Raw genomic sequence first — 14,626 nt, forward strand, 5'->3', positions numbered from 1 at the left:
GCCGCGCGAATAACGCGGTTTGACTGAATAGGCCAGCCCTAACCGGTCGTCAGTGGCCTGCTGTGCTGGAAAACAGGTGAATGACAAGAATTCCGGTCAAAATCATAGCCAGACCGATCACTGCGGGCCAATCCAGACGCTGCCCGAATACGATGTACCCGATGATGGCGATCAGAACGATCCCAAGCCCGGACCAAATGGCGTAAACTATGCCGACAGGCATGTATTTCAGGGTGAGGCCCAGAAGATAGAATGCCACTCCATATCCCACAACTACCAGAACAGAAGGCCAAAACCGGCTGAACTGCTGGCTGGCCTGGAGCGCAGAGGTGCCAATAGTTTCAGCGAGAACTGCCAACAAAAGAATAAAATAAGCTTTGGGCACAGGTGGTCTCGATACAGTTGCAATGTGGGTGGTTGAGCATAAATTCCCGTTTCCCGGCAAGAGAAATCTTGGGCGCGCATCTGGAAAAGTCTGGTGTTTGGTCATCGGGGATGCGTGTCTGACGGGTCAGGATAACCATACTATTTCAAAGAGAAAAATTTTGATATGAATTTGGTGTTTTTAGTTTTCTTTTATGAGTTTTCAATGACGAAATTTGCGATATCCGTGATCGTTGCTTCGGCATTTATAGTGGCGCTTGGGTGGCTAGCGGGCGGGGGGTCCGTCGACATAAACGCAGCCAGTGGTGTTGAACGGTTTGACAGTAATCAGGTTTAAGTGCCTGCCGGAACGATTGGAAAAGGGGCCTTTGCGCCCCTTTTTCTATTGGCTTAACTGGCAGAATTTTCTGAAAAATATGAGCTGAGTTGGGGCCGCAACCACGACCACAATTCTGGTGCGCCGCGATTAACCAACGTTCCCACGCGTTGTTCGATCTGGGCAAAAGTTACGTTGTAATCCACCCAGGATCCTCCGCCGGTTTCAAGGTTTCCAATCGGGGTCTGAAACCGATCGATTGCTTTGGCAAATCGTGCATCTGTAGACTCGGCGGCCTCGAACTCTTCCCATAGCGCCCGAAAGGCTTGTTGGGGTGCGGTGGGCAGCAGACCAAAAAGCCTGTCAGCAGCGGCCTGTTCTTCAGCCTCTTGCGCAGCGTGGTCCACCTGACCGTGGATTGGGTGATCTCCGGCATCGATCTCAACAATGTCGTGCAGCAGCAGCATCTTCAGGACACGTTCCAGAGATACGCCGGGCTGCGCGTATTCTGCCAACACCCAGGCAAACAGCATGATGTGCCAGGAGTGTTCGGCCGAGTTTTCAAACCGCTCTCCGGACAACAGGCGGGAAGCGCGGTACACGGATTTAAGGCGGTCTGCTTCAGCTAAAAAAGCCAGCCGCTCGGAAAACGCAGATTCGGACGCTGGTTCCTTGTTCAGCAGTGCGCTGGCTAAGCTGTGCGCTTCGGGGAATTCCTGCGCCAGATATGCAGCGCGACCAGTGCTGAGGTTCTCTCGGACAACCTCGACATGGTCAGGGTTGGGAGTTGGTGCGCACATAACTTGAAACAGCGGTTGGCACCGGTCGAGGTATTTGGCGAATTTGGCGTCTGGTGTCGTGTCGGCCTCGAATTCTTCCCAGAGGCCACGAAAAACGATTGTCTGGTCGTCTGGCAAAAGCCCGAACAATTTATCCGCAGCGGCGCGCTCGGCCTGCTCAACTGCGCTCCAATCGGTGTCCAAATGAATGGGGTGATCGCCCACGATGATTTCAACCAGATCGTGCGACAGCAGCATGCGTATGACACGGTTGATGTCCACATCGTCGCCCGCCAGCGGCGCCATCGTCAGCGCCCATAGTGCCAAGTGCCAACTGTGTTCGGCCGCGTTTTCGGGACGCGACTGATCCAATAGCGCATTGGCACGATCGACTGATTTCAGCCTGTCCGCGCATTTCAGGAATTCAAGTTGCGCGGACAGTCTTTCAGTCATTTCTTTTCAATCGCTTTTACTTGGGATCGGTGTTTGGTCAGCCTGTCGATGACAAACTTGCGGGCCTTGCGCTCTGCCATTCGCACACGAATCTCAGTCAGGAACGCTTCTTCCAGAGTCTGTGAGGACGCGCCTAAAAGCTCACCCACTTCGACAAAGAAGCGATCGTTGCCGGTTTCGTCCATCACTTTCATCGTGTCCTCGGCCAACTTAGCCGCGAGGTTACTGATGGTGTCGGACATTAGCGCGTGTTCTCAGTCAGGCGGCGCTTCACATAGTCGCTGACATCAGTGATCAACGTATCCATGTGACGGTCCTGAAAGAAGTGATCGGCGCCATCAACCTCATTATGAGTGATGGTGATACCCTTCTGTTCGTGCAGTTTGTTGACCAGCGACGTGGTGTCAGCCGGCGGCGCAACACGGTCGGCCGAGCCATTGATGATCAGACCGGATGAAGGGCAGGGTGCCAGGAACGAGAAATCGTACATATTGGCGGGGGGTGACACGCTAATAAAGCCCGTGATTTCCGGGCGTCGCATCAAAAGCTGCATTCCGATCCATGCACCAAAGGAAAAGCCGGCAACCCAGCAGTGCTTGGAGTTGTTGTTCATCGACTGCAGGTAGTCTAGCGCCGACGCGGCATCGCTCAGCTCACCTACGCCTTGATCGTATTCGCCCTGGCTGCGGCCAACGCCGCGGAAATTAAAGCGCAACACAGTGAAGCCCATGTTGTAAAACGCGTAGTGCAGGTTATAGACCACCTTGTTGTTCATGGTCCCGCCAAACTGAGGATGCGGGTGCAGCACGATGGCGATCGGTGCGTCTTTTTCCTTTTGCGGGTGGTAGCGGCCTTCCAGGCGGCCTTCGGGTCCGGGAAAAATCACCTCGGGCATGTGTGCTTTGGTCCTGTCTTTTTCTTCCTGATGCCATGATATACTTGACGGTATTCGTAAGGCACTTTAGAACGGTTCTAATTGTGATGCTATGCGCAAGGCGCTGCTTGTCGGAGATACGCACTGGCGGCGGCGGCGTCAATGTTTTCGCGTATAACCTGCCATGAGGGAAAGACAATGAAGCTTTCGACAAAGGGTCGTTACGCGATGGTCGCATTGGCTGATATTGCTCTACAGCCCTCAGACCGACTGGTAACGCTAGGTGAAATTTCCGAACGTCAGGATATTTCACTTCCTTATCTTGAACAGCTTTTCGTCAAGCTACGTCGTGCCGAATTGGTTGCGTCCGTGCGTGGACCAGGGGGCGGGTATCGTCTGGCGCGGCCTGCTTCCGAGATTCGGGTGGTCGAAATTCTGGCGGCGGTGGATGAAACCGTTGATGCGCTGCAGAAAGGTGCAGGGGCGTCTGGGGCATCGTCGGGGAGCCGGGCGCAGTCTTTGACCAACCGCCTGTGGGAAGGGCTTAGCGCGCATGTCTACGTGTTTTTGCACCAGACGCGTTTGTCTGATGTTATCAAAAACGATTTGGCCCCGTGCCCAGCAGTTCCCAGCCTGTTTTCTGTTGTTGATGAGTGACCCGATGCCGTTTGCATTTGGGATCTTTTGCCCGTTTCGCATCATAGAAAAGATGTATCCATGAATCGTGTTTATCTGGATCATAATGCAACAACACCGCTGCGCCCCGAGGCGCGCGACGCCATGGTGGCGGCCATGGATCTGTGTGGGAACCCGTCATCAGTTCACGCCGAAGGCCGCGCGGCAAAAGCTCTGATCGAACGCGCCAGAGCGCAGGTTGCAGCCGCATTTGGGGCTGATGGCGCGGACGTTGTATTCACATCTGGCTCGACCGAAGGGGCCGCGCTGACGCTTGCCAATCGTGAATTGCATGGATCGGCGATTGAGCATGATGCGATCAGGTCGTGGATCACCGAAGACTTACCCGCATCGCAGTCCGGTCAGGTGGATGTGTCAAACCCCGAGCAGTCGACCCTGCAGCTTTCGAATTCCGAGACGGGGATTGTCCAGTCGCTACCCAACGGCTTGGCCGTGACTGACGCGACCCAGGCGTTTGGCAAATTGCCGGTTGCTTTTAACTGGCTCGGCGTCCGGATGGCGTTGATTTCAGCTCATAAACTGGGTGGTCCCAAAGGGATTGGTGCTGTTGTAATGAAACGCGGCACAGAATTGCCTTCCATGATCAAAGGTGGTGGGCAAGAGATGGGCCGACGTTCGGGCACCGAAAATGTGATTGGAATCGCAGGGTTCGGGGCCGCAGCTGAAGCGGCTGCGCGGGATCTGTCCAACGGCGTCTGGGAACAGGTCCGTGAATTTAGAAATATTCTAGAAAATGCCCTTGAGGCTGGTTCTAAATCTACTATTTTTGTCGGGAAAGGTCAGGATCGTCTGCCAAATACCTCGTGTTTCGCGACACCCGGTTGGAAGGGTGAGACACAGGTCATGCAGATGGATTTGGCGGGTTTTGCGGTCAGCGCAGGCTCTGCCTGTTCCAGCGGCAAGGTCCGGGCCAGCGCGGTGTTGACCGCAATGGGTTTTGATGAGGTGACAGCAGCCAGCGCGATCCGCGTATCTCTGGGACCTTTGACTACTGAAGAGAACGTGCTGCGTTTCGCCGAGACGTGGCTTGAAAAAGAAAAGAAGCATCGCGCGCGCGCCGCGTGATCTGACGGAGGGTGTCAAATGGCCGCTTTGGACCAGACCCAGGTAAAAGAAGGTGTCGATCAGGAAACCGTGGACGCGGTACGCGAGGTCGGAACTTACAAATACGGTTGGGATACCGATATCGAGATGGAATACGCGCCCAAGGGCGTGAACCCGGATATCGTCCGGCTAATCTCGGAAAAGAATGAAGAGCCCGAGTGGATGACCGAATGGCGTCTGGCCGCGTTTGAACGCTGGACCAAGATGGACGAGCCGAACTGGGCCATGGTTTCCTATCCTAAGATCGACTTTCAGGATCAGTATTACTATGCCCGTCCCAAGTCGATGGAGGAAAAGCCCAAGTCGCTGGACGAGGTAGACCCCAAGCTGTTGGCCACGTACGAAAAGCTGGGTATCCCGTTGAAAGAACAGATGATTCTTGCTGGCGTTGAAGGCGCCGAAGATATGCCGGCCGAGGGTCGCAAGGTCGCCGTCGACGCGGTGTTTGACTCGGTATCTGTTGGTACGACATTCCAGGACGAACTGGCGAAACACGGTGTGATCTTCTGTTCGATCTCCGAAGCGATCCGTGAACATCCCGAACTGGTTAAAAAGTACCTCGGCACTGTTGTTCCTGTGTCCGACAACTTCTACGCCACGTTGAACTCGGCCGTATTCTCGGACGGTTCGTTTGTTTACATCCCGCCGGGTGTTCGCTGCCCGATGGAGTTGAGCACCTATTTCCGCATCAACGCAGAAAACACGGGTCAGTTCGAACGCACACTGATCATTGCCGATAAAGGTAGCTACGTCAGCTACTTGGAGGGCTGTACTGCACCACAGCGAGACACAGCCCAATTGCACGCAGCGGTCGTCGAGATCATCATCGAGGAAGATGCCGAGGTGAAATACTCGACCGTTCAGAACTGGTTCCCCGGGGATGAAAACGGCAAAGGCGGCATCTACAACTTCGTGACCAAGCGCGCGGATTGCCGGGGCGACCGTTCCAAAGTGATGTGGACACAGGTGGAAACCGGTTCGGCCGTGACCTGGAAGTATCCGTCCTGCATCCTGCGCGGTGACGAAAGCCAGGGCGAGTTCTATTCGATCGCGATTGCCAACAACTATCAACAGGCCGACACCGGCACCAAGATGGTACACTTGGGCAAAAACACCAAATCGCGCATCGTGTCCAAGGGGATCAGCGCTGGCAAGGCCCAAAACACTTATCGCGGTCTTGTATCGATGCATCCTAAGGCCAAGGACAGCCGCAATTATACCCAATGCGACAGCTTGCTGATCGGCGACAAATGCGGCGCACACACGGTGCCGTATATCGAGGTCCGCAACAATTCTTCACGCGTTGAACACGAGGCGACGACATCCAAGGTGGATGACGATCAGCTGTTCTACTGCCGCCAGCGCGGCATGGACGAGGAAGAAGCCGTCGCGTTGGTTGTCAACGGATTCTGTAAGGACGTCCTGCAAGCGCTGCCGATGGAATTCGCTATGGAGGCGCAACAGTTGGTGGCGATCTCGTTGGAAGGCTCGGTCGGGTAAATCTCGTTTGATGTGTAGTCGCTAAGGATGCGTCGAAGTGCCAAAGTACTTTGATATCGACAGGACGAAGTACCTGATTGACATGATCTGCCCGGGTCGATTGACCCGAGTTGTCGATATAGGTGCAAATCCGCTAGATGAATCCCCCTATTACAGACTTAGGGATGCTGGCTTGTGCGAGGTCTGGGGCTTTGAGCCTCAGCCCGACGCATATGCGAAGCTGGTTGAAGCGGCAGGTCCACGAGAACACTATCTGCCCTACGCCGTTGGGCAGGGTGGGGAACAAACGCTAAATGTTTATCGCAGCAGCGGTTTTACCTCATTCTACAGCCCCAACCCGGATTGGTTGGCAACGATCGGAAACTGGAACAGAAAGCTTCGGCTGCGTCAGCAATTAGAGTTGGTTAGCCATCGGCTTGACGACATTGATGACTTGCCTGAATTCGATCTGCTTAAAATCGACGTCCAAGGGGCAGAAACCCAGATCTTCGAGGGTGGCGGCAAACATCTGAGTGAGGCCTGTGCGATCATCACTGAGGTTGCGGCGGTCCCGATCTACGAAGATCAGCCGCTGTTGAATGCCCAAATGGATGTGCTGGGTGGTTACGGATATTCGCTGCACAAGTTTCTGACGTTTATTCCAAGGCCGCTGCGCGGATGTGAACTTTCACTGCGACTACGCCCGCGGTTTCACGCAAACCAGTTGACCGATGGCGATGCCGTTTTCATTCGCAATTTGATGAAAATGAAAGAATTGGGCAGCGAAAAAGTGAAGCAACTTGCCATTCTGGCGGATTCTGTTTTCGAAAGTTTTGACATCACGACTCTTGCCCTCTCGGTTCTTGAAAACCGTGGTGAGATATCAATGGAAGCAGCAAATGGTTATGTGGACCGTTTGCATAAAACAACTTAAAATGGCGGGCGTCCTTTCACGGACGCAGAAAGAGAAAAAATGCTGGAAATCAAAAACCTGCACGTGAAGCTTGAGGAAGAAGAAAAGCAAATCCTCAAAGGTGTCGATCTGACGGTTGAGGCCGGAAAAGTGCACGCAATCATGGGTCCGAACGGGTCTGGCAAATCGACACTCAGCTACGTGTTGTCCGGCCGCGATGGGTACGAGGTGACAGAAGGATCCGCCACACTAGACGGCGAGGACCTGCTGGAAATGGAGCCGGAAGAACGCGCTGCTGCGGGCGTCTTTCTGGCATTCCAGTACCCGGTTGAGATCCCGGGTGTTGGCAACATGACCTTCCTGCGCACGGCCGTGAACGCTCAGCGCAAGGCGCGTGGCGAAGACGAATTGTCTGCTGCCGACTTTCTGAAAGAAGTGCGCGCCAAGGCAAAGTCGCTGAAGATCGACGCGGACATGCTCAAACGTCCGGTAAACGTTGGTTTCTCGGGTGGTGAGAAGAAGCGGAACGAAATCCTTCAAATGGCGATGCTGGAACCCAAGATGTGCATCCTTGACGAAACGGATTCGGGTCTGGACGTCGACGCGATGAAACTGGTGGCCGAAGGCGTCAACGCGCTGCGCGACGAAGGGCGTGGTTTCCTGGTTATTACCCACTATCAGCGTCTGCTGGACCACATCAAACCGGACGTCGTGCACATCATGGCAGACGGTCGTATCGTCAAAACCGGCGGACCCGAATTGGCGCTGGAAGTCGAAAACAATGGTTATGCCGACATTCTGGCCGAGGTGAACTGATGGCTTTGCCCGAAGTAAAACAAACCGCGACCGAGGCGCGGCTGGCCACGTTGACCATGCCCGATGCCGGATGCACCCGTGCCGCGCGCGAGGACGCGTTGGCTCGCGTATTGGAAATGGGTCTGCCCGGACGGCGTGACGAGTATTGGAAATACACGCGTCCTGACACCCTGATTTCGCCTGAGGCACCTCGTGCCGCGTTGTTCAAATCAGATGAACCATTGCTGTTTGGCAATCTGGATCGGTTGAAAATCGTTTTCGTCGATGGCGTGTTCAGCGCTGAAGATTCAGATGATCTGGAGCTTGAAGGTGTCAGTATCGATCGGATTGAGGATATCTGCTGCAAGGATATCCATTGGGCCAAGGAATTGTACGGCGTTCTTGAGGCGCGCGGGCAATCCCCGGTACAGCGGCCTTTGGCGGCTTTGAATACAGCTTTTGCTGCGGACGGTGTCGCAATCCATGTGACCGGTAAGCCGTCGAAGCCGATCAGCCTGATTTATCGCCATGCGTCCGAAACTTCTGACGCGATGCTGCACCACATCATCCGCGTCGAAAGCGGGGCCGAGGTGACGATCCTTGAAAACGGTCCGGCGGCGTCGCGCTTTAATAAGTGCATGGAAATCGACATCGCCGATGGCGGTTCGCTGCATCACGTTCGCGCGCAGGGCAGGGATCATGAACGCCGTGCCGCGACACACATGTTCACGCGTCTGGGACAGGAATCTGTCTATAAGTCCTTTACCTTGACCGTGAATGGCATTCTGACGCGCAACGAACAGGTGGTCGAGCTGACTGGCGACGATGCAATTGCCCATGTGGCAGGTGCGTGTGTTGGCGATGGTGATTTTCACCATGATGACACGGTTTTTGTCACACATGACGCGGTAAACTGTGAAAGCCGCCAAGTCTTTAAGAAAGTCTTGCGCAACGGTGCGACCGGCGTTTTTCAGGGCAAGATCCTGGTCAAAGAAGGCGCACAGAAGACAGACGGTTATCAGATCAGCCAGTCCTTGCTGCTGGATGATGACAGTCAGTTCCTCGCCAAACCCGAGCTTGAGATCTACGCGGACGATGTTGCGTGTTCGCACGGCTCGACCTCGGGCGCAATTGACGAGACGGCACTGTTCTACCTTCGCTCACGCGGGGTATCCGTTAAAGATGCCACCAACATGCTGACACTGGCATTCCTGGCCGAAGCCGTTGATGAGATCGAGGATGAGGCATTGGCCGAGGCCATCGTGAACCGCCTAGAAGGCTGGTTGTCGCGGCATATCTGATGCCTTTGACTTCGGATATCGTGGCCACCTATCGGGGGCCGGGACGGGTCGTGCGGCGGCTTCTTGATCTTGGCCCGCGCGAGGACAGGGCACTGATGTTTGTCATGGCGTTCTGCGTTGTGGCCTTCATTGCCCAATTGCCCGGCCTTGCGCGGCGCGCACATCTCGAAGGGTTGGAGCTGAATATGCTGATGGGCGGTGCCTTGATGGGCACCGTTATTATTTTGCCGCTGGTTTTCTACCTTCTGGCATTTGTTTCATATGGCGCTGCCCGACTGGTCGGCGGTCATGGGACGTCTTATGGCGCAAGACTGGCGCTGTTTTGGGCGCTTGTGGCTTCAACCCCTCTGGTTTTGTTGAATGGTTTGGTTGCTGGTTTAATCGGATCCGGTCCGGCGCTGACAGTCGTTGGAATTGTCTGGTTCGGAGTGTTTCTCTGGTTCTGGCTGGCGGGTCTCAGTCAAGTACAAAGGCGGCAAGAATGAACCCCGTTGGCTTTGTCGATCTTGCGATGTTGACCCTGACAAACCCTGCGCAGGCAGCTAGACGCCTTTTGGACATGCGCCCGGGGCGCGAGGTTTTGTGGCTGGCTTTCTCTCTTGCAGTAGTGCTGCAAGGCCTTGTGCAACTGGGTATTGTTCATTTTGTTCCGATCCCCGCTGGTGAATCAGCACCGCCACCTACGCCTGCGTTTCTGGGGCTGCTTCAAACAGCAGGCACTATGCTGCTCAGTGTTGGGGCTTTTCTGTTCGTGGGGAGGTTTCTGGGCGGTCGCGCATCATTCGATGACATCCTGACGCTGACGATCTGGCTGCAATACCTGCAGATTGCAGCGATGGTGGTCACTCTGGTCATCACTATCGTACTGCCGTTTTTGCTGCTCATGTTTATTTTGGCTACGGCAGTGATTAGCCTTTACGTAACGCTACATTTCCTGAATGAAGCGCATCAGTTCGGTTCGCTTGCAAAATCCTTCGGGGTTATTGTGCTGTCCATTTTGATCGCAGTTCCATTTGTCCTCGCACTAACGCCCGGTGGCCCCGTATAGGAAACAATAAGACCATGTATGACGTGCAGAAAATACGCTCGGACTTTCCGATCCTGTCGCGGGATGTGAACGGTAAGCCGCTGACTTATCTGGACAACGGCGCATCGGCGCAAAAACCGAAAGTCGTGATTGACGCCGTGACACGGGCTTATTCCGAAGAATACGCGAACGTTCACCGTGGCCTGCATTACCTGTCCAATCTGGCGACCGAGAAATACGAATCCGTTCGCGGAACAATCGCCCGCTTTCTGGGTGCGGCGGATGAGAATGAGATCGTCCTAAACTCTGGCACGACCGAGGGGATTAATCTGGTCGCTTACGGTTGGGCCATGCCGCGCCTGCAGGCCGGGGATGAAATCGTGCTGAGTGTGATGGAACACCACGCCAACATCGTGCCTTGGCATTTCCTGCGCGAACGTCAGGGTGTTGTCCTGAAATGGGTCGATGTGGACGCCGACGGCGGGCTGGATCCGCAAGCCGTGATCGACGCGATTGGTCCCAAAACCAAACTGGTTGCCGTAACCCAATGCTCGAATGTTCTGGGCACCGTGGTCGATGTCAAAGCAATCACGCAAGGCGCTCATGAAAAAGGCGTTCCGGTTCTGGTCGATGGCAGCCAGGGGGCCGTACATATGCCGGTGAACGTTCAGGATATCGGTTGCGACTTCTATGCCATTACTGGCCACAAGTTGTATGGCCCGTCCGGGTCTGGTGCGATTTACATCAAATCAGAACGCATGGCCGAGATGCGCCCCTTTATCGGTGGCGGCGACATGATCAAAGAGGTCAGCAAAGATCAGGTGATCTACAACGATCCGCCAATGAAGTTCGAGGCCGGAACACCCGGAATTGTCCAGACAATCGGTTTGGGTGTTGCACTGGATTACATGATGGATCTGGGGATGAAAAACATCGCCGCCCATGAAGCCGGGCTGCGCGACTATGCGATGCAGAAACTGACGGGTCTGAACTGGCTGCAGGTTCAGGGCACCCGTCCTGACAAGGCGGCAATTTTCAGCTTCACGATGGAAGGGGCAGGGCACGCGCATGATGTCTCGACCATTTTGGACAAGAAAGGCGTGGCCGTCCGAGCCGGTCATCACTGCGCCGGCCCGTTGATGGATTTCTACGGTGTTACCGCGACTTGTCGTGCAAGCTTTGGTTTGTACAACACCACGGATGAGGTGGACATTCTCATCGACGCTTTGGAATTGGCACACGATTTGTTTGCATGAAACCTGTCCGTTCCGGGTGGATTTGCAGTTGCGCCCGGATCGGAACAAGGTTAGCTAACAGCTCAGGCACCTGTAGCTCAGCTGGATAGAGCGCTGCCCTCCGAAGGCAGAGGCCAGAGGTTCGAATCCTCTCAGGTGCGCCATTTCTAAACAGTTTTGGTTCGGGCACCCTTCAGGGATTATACCTTTTCCGACGGCGTTTTTGCGACGATGAAGAAACCTGAATAGACCTCAGGTCGCTGACGAAAGTACTTATACAAGCACCAACAACAGATATGCCGCAAATGCCACCACTATGGAAAACAAAACCACGGGTGGCAACCTATCGGTATCCTTGAGTTCGTGCTGAAACGAACCTGCGTAGTAAGCCAGATAAAGCGCGGCAACCAGCAGGAACAAAGCTATTATGTTAGCGACAATTGAGATCATTACACTTTTCCCTATTGCCGCAATATGACTCCTTTCATGTAAAAAAGCTCTTCATAAATCGCGGAGATTTTTATCATTTTAAAATAAATGGATGAGAGTTGGGCGCTGGTTCACGGAAGATGGGGTTTTGGACCCGCAGGAAGCCACGTCTTGGAGCAATGGCCGGACTTAACGCACGGCGTTTCGTGATCCCATTTTCGAGAAAAGCGCTTACCGCTGACGTCCAAAAACAAAGAGCGCCCAAGGGCGCTCGTCGTTGAAAAACAGTTGGGTGTGCTTTAGCCGCCCCAGCTGCGAACTTCTCCGCAATCCATGTGGACGAAGTTCGAACGGTGGTACTTACCGACACCACCAGCACGGCAGGAAATGGCCGCTTTGGCCATCTGAGAAACGGAACGCGAGGACAGGCGCAAGTCAGCAGCCTGGCCTTTCATATGCAGCGAGTTCTTGGCCACACGGCGCGAGCGCGACCGCAACATTGCATTGGTTTGGGGAGAACGGTAGCCGGACAAAAGCGTGTAGGGTTCGTTCACGTCCAGCAGGTTGTGAGAGGCTGCCATGATGTCGATGGTTCGCAGGTCCATGGACTTTGACTGGTCAGTGCGCCAGTCGCGCATGAAGTGGTTCACTTCTTTGACAGCGTCCTTGATGTACTTTCCATCGACCCAATATATCATATCAAGCCGTTCGCCTGTGCGGCCTGAATACATACGAATGCGACGGATATCACCGCTGCCGCGTAAAAATCCTGCTGCGTTGGAATAGGTCGGTGCTGCTACGACTGCGGTTGCCGCAAATGCGCCCAATAGGGCACGCCGGGTCAAGCCCGATGTACTGCTCGTGGTCATTTGGTTTCGTCCCGTACTGTTCCTGCCTGCACACGATGTTACGCGCGCGGTATTAATTTTTTCCCATCCCAGATGCGGGATTTATGACACAGTCAGAAAGGCCAGCCAAGAAATCTTTCACATTCATCTTTTCAAGGGGGAATTTTCGGCAGTTTTTTGCGCAGGTGATGCAATTTGGTATAATATTGAGGCAATTAGGCATTGGCGCAACGCAGCCGATGCAAACGCGCATCAGGCACGAATGGATGCGTCGAATTGATGTATTTGTGAATGGACAAAACGTCCAGCCGAAAACCATATTCGTCCGGAACGCGCCTCAGAACGCGCAAAGTATTGAATAACTAAGGTCATCCCATGCGAGCACTTTATCGGTTGCCTAAAAGTCTTTTCTTCGCCGCTTGCATCTCGGCGTCAGCCTCTTTGGCAGGCGCTCAGTCGGCGCCCGGAACAGCATTTCAAATGGCTGTTGCCGAGTTTGCGCCCGTTGGGTCGGGTCTTGCCGAATTTTACCGGACCAACGCGTTTGCCCCGATATGGGTCGGCGACACGCCCGAACATGAAGCGCGCCGGACAAGGTTGATCAGAGCACTGTCTTCCACAAACTTGCATGGCCTGCCCGAAGGGGCCTATGACGTTCAGTCTATCCTTTCACAAATGCAGGACGCCACATCGCTGCGGGATTTGGGTGCCGTCGAAATCGCGCTCAGCAAGGCATTTGTCAGCTACGCAAACGATCTATACTCGGGTGCTTTGCGCCCGGCGCAGATTGACGATGGGCTGGTCCGTAAAGTCTCGCGCAAGTCTGCCAACGATCATTTGGAGGGGCTGCTTGCCTCAGAAGGTGACGCATATTTCGATCAGCTAGCACCGCAGTCCACTCAATACCGTGCATTGATGAAGCAGAAAATCGCGTTGGAAGCTTTGGTCAACCAAGGTGGTTGGGGCGCTGGCGTGCCAGCGGATAAGTTGGAATACGGAGATACCGGAGCCAATGTAATCAAGCTGCGTAACCGTCTGATTGCAATGGGGTATCTAAAACCAACGGCCAGCCCCGAATTCGATGATGCGATGCTTGCTGCCGTCAAGGATTTTCAACATTCGCATGGCCTTGCCCCCGACGGTGTCGCTGGTCAGGGCACCATCGCCGAGCTTAATCGCACTGCGTCCGAGCGTTTAAAGTCTGTATATGTTGCGCTCGAACGCGAGCGCTGGCTGCCGCGCGAACGGGGCGAGCGTCATATTCTGGTAAACCAGGCGGACTTTTCAGCGAAGATCGTAGACGATGGACGCGTTACCTTTGAAACCCGTGCCGTTATTGGCAAGAACGTGCATGACCGCCGAAGCCCCGAATTCTCGGACGAGATGGAGCATATGGTCATTAACCCAAGTTGGTATGTGCCGCGCTCGATCATTACCAAGGAATATCTGCCAAAACTGCAGTCAAACCCGAATGCGGTAGGTCATATTCAGATCACCGATCGCAGTGGTCGACTTGTGAACCGGGGCGCCGTTGACTTCACTCAATTCAATACAAAGAACTTCCCGTTTGCAATGCGCCAACCCCCCAGCAAAAGCAACGCGCTGGGGTTGGTGAAGTTCATGTTCCCCAACAAGCACAACATCTATCTGCATGATACGCCTCAGAAATCTCTGTTTGCGCGTGAGTCGAGGGCTTTCTCGCATGGATGCATTCGCCTGGCGCAACCTTTTGAGTTCGCCTATGCGCTTTTGGCCAAGCAGGAAGAAAACCCAAAGGCGTTCTTCCAGCGGATACTGGCGACAGGAAAAGAAACAACTGTTCAGCTTGAACAGCATGTTCCGGTGCACCTGATATATCGTACGGCCTATATTGGCCCGAAAGGTGAAGTCCAGTATCGCCGCGATGTCTATGACCGGGATCGGAAAATCTGGGAGGCCTTGCAGAAAGCAGGGGTGGCCCTGCCGGACGTTCAAGGGTAATCACCGGGGGCAG

17 protein-coding genes and 1 tRNA gene are annotated in these 14,626 nt (G+C 54.4%); 12 read left to right on the plus strand and 6 right to left on the minus strand.

The genetic code is table 11. The annotated features are described in order from the left end of the window. Nucleotides 1-49: 49 nt before the first annotated feature. Entirely contained in the window at nucleotides 50-385 is a 336-nt protein-coding gene (locus GOW92_RS01135) for a multidrug efflux SMR transporter (RefSeq protein ID WP_368040238.1), read from the minus strand. Nucleotides 386-589: 204 nt separating this feature from the next. Between GOW92_RS01135 and GOW92_RS25100 the strand changes: the two genes are divergently transcribed. Beyond that, nucleotides 590-721 (plus strand): hypothetical protein, encoded by a 132-nt coding sequence (locus GOW92_RS25100; RefSeq protein ID WP_302477265.1) that lies wholly within the window; start codon nucleotides 590-592, stop codon nucleotides 719-721. A gap of 53 nt (nucleotides 722-774) precedes the next feature. Here the strand turns inward: GOW92_RS25100 and GOW92_RS01140 are convergent, their stop codons facing one another. Genes GOW92_RS01140 through GOW92_RS01150 form a run of 3 tightly spaced genes read right to left on the minus strand, consistent with a single transcriptional unit; the run spans nucleotide 775 to nucleotide 2,827 of the window. Beyond that, nucleotides 775-1,932: an HD domain-containing protein gene (locus GOW92_RS01140; RefSeq protein ID WP_170557253.1), complete on the minus strand. Its 1,158-nt coding sequence runs from the start codon at nucleotides 1,930-1,932 to the stop codon at nucleotides 775-777. Further along, nucleotides 1,929-2,174 carry a hypothetical protein gene (locus GOW92_RS01145; RefSeq protein ID WP_170557255.1) on the minus strand — a complete coding sequence of 82 codons (246 nt, stop codon included), beginning with the start codon at nucleotides 2,172-2,174 and terminating at the stop codon, nucleotides 1,929-1,931. The genes GOW92_RS01140 and GOW92_RS01145 overlap by 4 nt, the downstream gene beginning before the upstream one ends. Further along, nucleotides 2,174-2,827 (minus strand): alpha/beta hydrolase, encoded by a 654-nt coding sequence (locus tag GOW92_RS01150; protein WP_170557257.1) that lies wholly within the window; start codon nucleotides 2,825-2,827, stop codon nucleotides 2,174-2,176. Before GOW92_RS01150 ends, GOW92_RS01145 begins: the two co-directional genes overlap by 1 nt. A gap of 177 nt (nucleotides 2,828-3,004) precedes the next feature. Between GOW92_RS01150 and GOW92_RS01155 the strand changes: the two genes are divergently transcribed. The 10 genes from GOW92_RS01155 to GOW92_RS01200 all read left to right on the plus strand — a co-directional run bounded on the left by GOW92_RS01155 (nucleotide 3,005) and on the right by GOW92_RS01200 (nucleotide 11,520). Next, entirely contained in the window at nucleotides 3,005-3,463 is a 459-nt protein-coding gene (locus GOW92_RS01155; protein WP_170557259.1) for an Rrf2 family transcriptional regulator, read from the plus strand. A gap of 60 nt (nucleotides 3,464-3,523) precedes the next feature. Further along, complete coding sequence (locus GOW92_RS01160; RefSeq protein ID WP_170557260.1) at nucleotides 3,524-4,567, plus strand: cysteine desulfurase family protein; 1,044 nt, start codon at nucleotides 3,524-3,526, stop codon at nucleotides 4,565-4,567. A gap of 18 nt (nucleotides 4,568-4,585) precedes the next feature. After that, nucleotides 4,586-6,106, plus strand: a complete 1,521-nt coding sequence (gene sufB / locus GOW92_RS01165) for a Fe-S cluster assembly protein SufB (RefSeq protein ID WP_170557262.1) — start codon at nucleotides 4,586-4,588, stop codon at nucleotides 6,104-6,106. Nucleotides 6,107-6,143: 37 nt separating this feature from the next. Beyond that, the gene (locus GOW92_RS01170; RefSeq protein WP_170557264.1) at nucleotides 6,144-7,019 is read left to right on the plus strand and encodes an FkbM family methyltransferase; all 876 of its coding nucleotides are present in this window, start codon (nucleotides 6,144-6,146) and stop codon (nucleotides 7,017-7,019) included. 39 nt (nucleotides 7,020-7,058) lie between these two features. Then, on the plus strand, nucleotides 7,059-7,814 hold the full coding sequence (sufC, locus tag GOW92_RS01175) for a Fe-S cluster assembly ATPase SufC (protein ID WP_170557265.1): 756 nt from the start codon (nucleotides 7,059-7,061) through the stop codon (nucleotides 7,812-7,814). Continuing rightward, nucleotides 7,814-9,094, plus strand: coding sequence for a Fe-S cluster assembly protein SufD (sufD, locus tag GOW92_RS01180; protein ID WP_170557267.1), 1,281 nt, complete (start codon nucleotides 7,814-7,816; stop codon nucleotides 9,092-9,094). The genes sufC and sufD overlap by 1 nt, the downstream gene beginning before the upstream one ends. After that, nucleotides 9,094-9,579, plus strand: coding sequence for a YIP1 family protein (locus tag GOW92_RS01185; protein ID WP_170557269.1), 486 nt, complete (start codon nucleotides 9,094-9,096; stop codon nucleotides 9,577-9,579). The genes sufD and GOW92_RS01185 overlap by 1 nt, the downstream gene beginning before the upstream one ends. Further along, the gene (locus tag GOW92_RS01190) at nucleotides 9,576-10,142 is read left to right on the plus strand and encodes a Yip1 family protein (RefSeq protein WP_170557271.1); all 567 of its coding nucleotides are present in this window, start codon (nucleotides 9,576-9,578) and stop codon (nucleotides 10,140-10,142) included. The genes GOW92_RS01185 and GOW92_RS01190 overlap by 4 nt, the downstream gene beginning before the upstream one ends. 14 nt (nucleotides 10,143-10,156) lie before the next feature. Continuing rightward, a complete protein-coding gene (locus GOW92_RS01195) occupies nucleotides 10,157-11,377 on the plus strand; it encodes a cysteine desulfurase (RefSeq protein WP_170557272.1) in 1,221 nt (406 codons plus the stop codon). A gap of 66 nt (nucleotides 11,378-11,443) precedes the next feature. After that, nucleotides 11,444-11,520: transfer RNA gene (locus GOW92_RS01200), tRNA-Arg, on the plus strand. 109 nt (nucleotides 11,521-11,629) lie between these two features. Here GOW92_RS01200 and GOW92_RS01205 read toward each other — a convergent pair. After that, a complete protein-coding gene (locus GOW92_RS01205) occupies nucleotides 11,630-11,806 on the minus strand; it encodes a hypothetical protein (RefSeq protein ID WP_170557273.1) in 177 nt (58 codons plus the stop codon). 278 nt (nucleotides 11,807-12,084) lie between these two features. Next, on the minus strand, nucleotides 12,085-12,654 hold the full coding sequence (locus tag GOW92_RS01210; protein ID WP_170557274.1) for a YcbK family protein: 570 nt from the start codon (nucleotides 12,652-12,654) through the stop codon (nucleotides 12,085-12,087). Nucleotides 12,655-13,008: 354 nt separating this feature from the next. Between GOW92_RS01210 and GOW92_RS01215 the strand changes: the two genes are divergently transcribed. Beyond that, nucleotides 13,009-14,613, plus strand: a complete 1,605-nt coding sequence (locus GOW92_RS01215; protein WP_170557275.1) for a L,D-transpeptidase family protein — start codon at nucleotides 13,009-13,011, stop codon at nucleotides 14,611-14,613. The last annotated feature ends 13 nt before the right edge of the window (nucleotides 14,614-14,626 follow it).

It is taken from the genome of Ruegeria atlantica (assembly GCF_013032505.1).
GTDB lineage: Bacteria > Pseudomonadota > Alphaproteobacteria > Rhodobacterales > Rhodobacteraceae > Ruegeria > Ruegeria atlantica_F.